Source organism: Gordonia sp. i37 (assembly GCF_002043085.1).
Taxonomy (GTDB): domain Bacteria; phylum Actinomycetota; class Actinomycetes; order Mycobacteriales; family Mycobacteriaceae; genus Gordonia; species Gordonia polyisoprenivorans.
Window position 1 is genome coordinate 1 of record NZ_MVPX01000669.1, and the last position, 4,193, is coordinate 4,193.

Sequence of the window (4,193 nt, forward strand, 5' to 3'; positions counted from 1 at the left end):
ACGTGTCGTCGCGGTCCGGACCTTCAGCAAGGCCCATGGCCTTGCCGGATTGCGCGTCGGGTACGGGGTGGGCCCGATTCCGTTGATCGACGAATTACGTTCTCACGAAGTGCCTTTCGCCGTCGGATCACTCGCCGAACTCGCGGTTCCACTGACCCTGGACTTGTCCGACGAGTTGTCGGAGCGGGTACGGCGGATGCGGATCGAACGCAGATGTCTTGCCGACAGACTGCGAGCCGCAGGCGCCAACGCGCTTCCCAGTCAGGCCAACTTCTTGTTCTTGCCCGGCGCCGAGGGCGTCGCTCTCGGCGAGGTCCTCATCGCGTGCGGGATTTCGGTCACACCGTATCGGCCACACGGTCTGCGGATCACCATCGGTGATCGGTACGACACCGAGCGCGTGATCCGCACCCTGGAAACGGTGGCGGCCTCGGCGTGACCGGTACTCGTGTCCGGTTGGTCTGACTCGCGCGGCAACACCACCGGCTCCCCTACGCTGGGACGGTGCGCATCCTGGAGCAGACCGCCGAGAAGTGGCGTCGTTTCCGCGGGTCGCGCTTCCTCCCGGCGACCGTGGTCACCCTGCTGTGCAGTGTGGCGGTTGCCCTGTTCGTCGGTTCCTACACGTACGCGACGGCCAATCCCCGGCCGGAGACCATCCCGATCGCCATCGTCGGCAGCCTTCCGACCGCACAGTCACGAATGCTCGAGAGTGATCTCGAGGACGCGATCGGCAGCTCGCTCGACATCACCTCTGTGGCCGACCGGGCGAGCGGCGCCGAGCAACTGGCCGAGCAACGGGTGTTCGCGATCGTGGAAATCTCGACGCCGAATCGCCTGATGACCCTTGATATCTCGAGTGCATCGGGTCAGTCGGTGGCATCACTGCTCACCGATACCCTTCCGCCCGCCGCACAGCGGGCCGGGTACACGGTCACGGTTCGGGACCTGCATCCGTTGCAGGACGGCGACCCGCATGGTCTGACGGTCTTCTACATGACGATCGCGGCGGTCGTCGTCGGATTCGTCGGCGCCATCCAGCTCGGTGTACACGCGGCCGCGCTGAAACCCTGGGAGCGCATCGGATTCACGGGCGCCTACTCTCTTCTGGGCGGGCTGTTGGTGACCTTCACCGTCGACCGGGTGGTGGCCATGCTCGATCTGCCGTTCTTCGAGGCCTGGTTCATCGTGGCGTTCACCATGTTCACGTGCGGCATGATCTTCACGATGTTCAGTTCGCTGATGGGCCGGTGGGCGATCCTGCCGACCTGGGCGGTGATGATCCTGCTCGGCAACCCGTCGTCGGGCGGTTCGGTGGCGTGGCCGCTGCTGCCGCGCATCCTGGCGAGCATCGGTGGGTGGCTTCCGCCGGGTTCGACGGTCAGTGCCTTGCACACCGCCATCTACTTTCCCCATCACCAGCACGCGGCACCCTTCGTGGTGCTCACGGTGTGGACCGTGTTGAGCACCGCCGTCTATCTGGTCCAACAACGCCGCTCCCTTGCTGTGGTGACCGCCGCGGCCTGACGGCCGGTCACCCCGGACGGATTCACCGGATCACCGAAACCGGGTGTGGGTGTCGGCTTTTCAGCGATCCTTCAGCGTAGGAGCGCAACACTTCTGGCCCATGGACACGATCAACGGCATCCCTGCGCATCCCCTGTTCGTTCACCTCGCGGTCGTGACGATTCCGCTCGCCGCATTGCTCGCCGGCGCCAGTGCTGCCTGGCCGAGCGCTCGACGCCGTCTCGGTATCGTGCCGCTACTCGTCGCCACGATCGCCGTCGTCGTCACACCATTGACCACCTCGGCAGGCGAGGCCCTGCAGAAACACGTCGCCGCCAACCCCGACCTCCTCCGCCATGCCGAGCTCGGCGATCAGATGATCGCCTGGGTGGCAACACTGTTCGCGCTCACCGTGCTGTGGTGGGCGGCGCATGACGAACGCATCCTGGCCCGTGTGCCGTGGCGGCCGTCGACTCGGGTCATCCGGATGGCGACGGTCATCCTGGCCGCGGCGACGCTCGTCGTCGCCGTCGGCACGCTCGTGATGGTGGTCCTGGTGGGCGACGCCGGCGCCCGGTCGGTGTGGGTGGACTGAGCACCCTGCGGTTCACCGCCAGCGCAACGCCCGCACCGGACACAGCCGGATCGCGGTGGCACCGAGGTCGGCGTCGACGTGCTCGTCGTGCACGATGGGATATCCCCACTCATCCGAGGTGAAGGCCGGCGCCAGCAGCTCCGAACAGATCCCGCGCCCCTCGCAGGCGATCCGGTCCACGGCGAGCCGGGCATCGGTATCGGGAGCGGCGACTCCGGCGAGACGATCACGGATCGACATCACGCGACCTCGCCATCGGTGGGGGTCGAGAACGCGGCGGGCGCGGGTAGACGGTGACCGGCCACTCGCAACGCGGATTCGACGAACCCGGCCACACCGTCGGGATGACGGCACGCCCCACGCCCGTGCAGCAACGACAGTCGCCGGGCGAGCAGTCGGCGGTCCGCGGCGGTTGCACGCCCCTCGATCACCCGGTGCACGACCTCGGCCAGTGCGGGCAGACCGAACACGCAGGGGCCGCATTGTCCCGCGGAGTCGTCGATCGCCCGTGCCACCACGTCGGCCACCAGCTCCCAGATGTTCGTGTGGGCGGGAACCGCATGGACGATCGCCGGACCGACTCCCAGACCGTGCGGACGCAGACCCGCACGTGACCATCGCACCGCCTGCGCCGCGCGAGTCGGCAGCAGGCCACCACCGACTCCGTTGAGCCACAGGAACTCCGAAGGGCCCGTCAGCCCGCCCGCCAGATCGAGGAGGTGGGCGAGGCTCACCCCGGCCGCCGTCTCGTACACACCCGGGCGACGAACCGCGCCGCCGACGGTGACCAGCCGAGGCCCCGGTTCGTCGTCGGTACCGTACGACCGGAACCACTCCGGTCCACGACGTGCGATCTGCTCGATGCGCCAGACCGTTTCGGCGTTGAACACCACGGTGGGGGCGATCGGACGGCCGGCGGCGTCGCGGGCGCCGGAGGTGATCGGCGCGAATCGCATCAGGGGCTGCGCGGGGCCGCCGGCAGCGAGCGATGCCAACGACGATTCCTCGGACGCCACATAGCGATTCGGCACCTCGAGCCACCTCGCCCCGGCGGCCTGCAGCCGGGCGAGTGTGTCCGATCCTCGGTGGGCGGCGATCAACGTGTTGTCCGCGGCAATGCGGTGCGCGGCCGCGCGCACCTCGTCGAGATGTCGCGCGATCACGGCGCCATCCTTGGCCGCCCCCGGCTCCCCGTCACAGGCATTGATCACCACCATCGCGTTGTGCTCCTGTGCGGCACGCAGTTTGATCGCTGTCGAGAATCCCGCGCCGCCGCGACCGCCGAGCCCTGCGCGGGTCACCAGGTCGATGAGATCGGTCATGTCCACTCCCGCATCGGAATCGCCGATCGAGACGGTCGGCTGTGCGCTGTCAGCGCGGGTTTCAACAGGCGCCACACCACGGCCAGCGCGGCGAGCACCGTGGCGCCGATGGTGATCCCGGTGAGCACCGGGGTATCGGAGGCCGCCATCAGGAGTCCGTGGGTGAGTGCGCACACCGCCACCGCGTAGGTGGCCCAGTGGATGGAGCGCCACCACCGTTCGGGAATTCGGTACCGCAGAACCGAACTCACGATCACGGCGAGTGCGAGGTCGGCGGCGACGGTTCCGAACGCCACCTCCATCCGCTGATAACCCGATGCCAGCGGCACCAGTGTGGCCCACCAGCCGACATGCACGTAGGTGTCGAGGACCGCGGTGAGCACGTGCACCCCGAGGAACACGATGGCCGCCATCGCAAGTGCGCGATGCACCGCGGTCACGACCGTCGTCGTGCGCGCCGACCGGATGCCGTCACCCGCGGTGAGTACGCCGAGTACGAGCACTCCGGTGAACATCAGCAGGGTGATCACCCCGGCGGCTCGCGAGAAGTACCACAACCAGGTGCTGTCCATCAGATCGCCTCACCGGTCGAGGTCTCCGGCGGCCATCCGGCGACCCGATACCCGTGACCGTCGTGGTCGACGAGAAGTGCCGGTATTCTCCTGCGCGTCAACCACTCCGGTGCATCGTCGGCGACGATCACCGCTGCCGTCGAGGCAGCGTTGGCGAGGACGGTGTCGGCGGCCATACAGGTGACCTGCGCCCACGGG

At 68.1% G+C, this 4,193-nt stretch carries 6 protein-coding genes and 1 pseudogene; 3 read left to right on the forward strand and 4 right to left on the reverse strand.

Annotated elements, in window-relative coordinates; all coding sequences use genetic code 11:
- The 3 genes from B1964_RS29470 to B1964_RS29480 form a co-directional block, all read left to right on the forward strand.
- Positions 1–439 (forward strand): aminotransferase class I/II-fold pyridoxal phosphate-dependent enzyme (locus tag B1964_RS29470; RefSeq protein WP_139765972.1); only part of this gene is annotated, 439 nt, incomplete at its 5' end.
- 65 nt (positions 440–504) lie between these two features.
- Positions 505–1,527 carry a hypothetical protein gene (locus tag B1964_RS29475; RefSeq protein ID WP_079932310.1) on the forward strand — a complete coding sequence of 341 codons (1,023 nt, stop codon included), beginning with the start codon at positions 505–507 and terminating at the stop codon, positions 1,525–1,527.
- Between the two features lie 100 nt (positions 1,528–1,627).
- Positions 1,628–2,101: a DUF2231 domain-containing protein gene (locus tag B1964_RS29480; RefSeq protein WP_079932311.1), complete on the forward strand. Its 474-nt coding sequence runs from the start codon at positions 1,628–1,630 to the stop codon at positions 2,099–2,101.
- A 12-nt stretch (positions 2,102–2,113) separates the two neighbouring features.
- Here B1964_RS29480 and B1964_RS29485 read toward each other — a convergent pair whose 3' ends face one another.
- The 4 genes and pseudogenes from B1964_RS29485 to B1964_RS29500 form a co-directional block, all read right to left on the reverse strand.
- Positions 2,114–2,341 (reverse strand): ferredoxin, encoded by a 228-nt coding sequence (locus B1964_RS29485; protein ID WP_079932312.1) that lies wholly within the window; start codon positions 2,339–2,341, stop codon positions 2,114–2,116.
- Positions 2,341–3,423: an NADH-ubiquinone oxidoreductase-F iron-sulfur binding region domain-containing protein gene (locus tag B1964_RS29490; protein WP_079932314.1), complete on the reverse strand. Its 1,083-nt coding sequence runs from the start codon at positions 3,421–3,423 to the stop codon at positions 2,341–2,343. Before B1964_RS29490 ends, B1964_RS29485 begins: the two co-directional genes overlap by 1 nt.
- Positions 3,420–3,995 (reverse strand): ferric reductase-like transmembrane domain-containing protein, encoded by a 576-nt coding sequence (locus B1964_RS29495; protein WP_079932313.1) that lies wholly within the window; start codon positions 3,993–3,995, stop codon positions 3,420–3,422. The genes B1964_RS29490 and B1964_RS29495 overlap by 4 nt, the downstream gene beginning before the upstream one ends.
- Positions 3,995–4,193 (reverse strand): annotated as a pseudogene (locus B1964_RS29500) (FAD:protein FMN transferase); the annotation flags it as partial. The gene B1964_RS29495 and the pseudogene B1964_RS29500, both read right to left, overlap by 1 nt.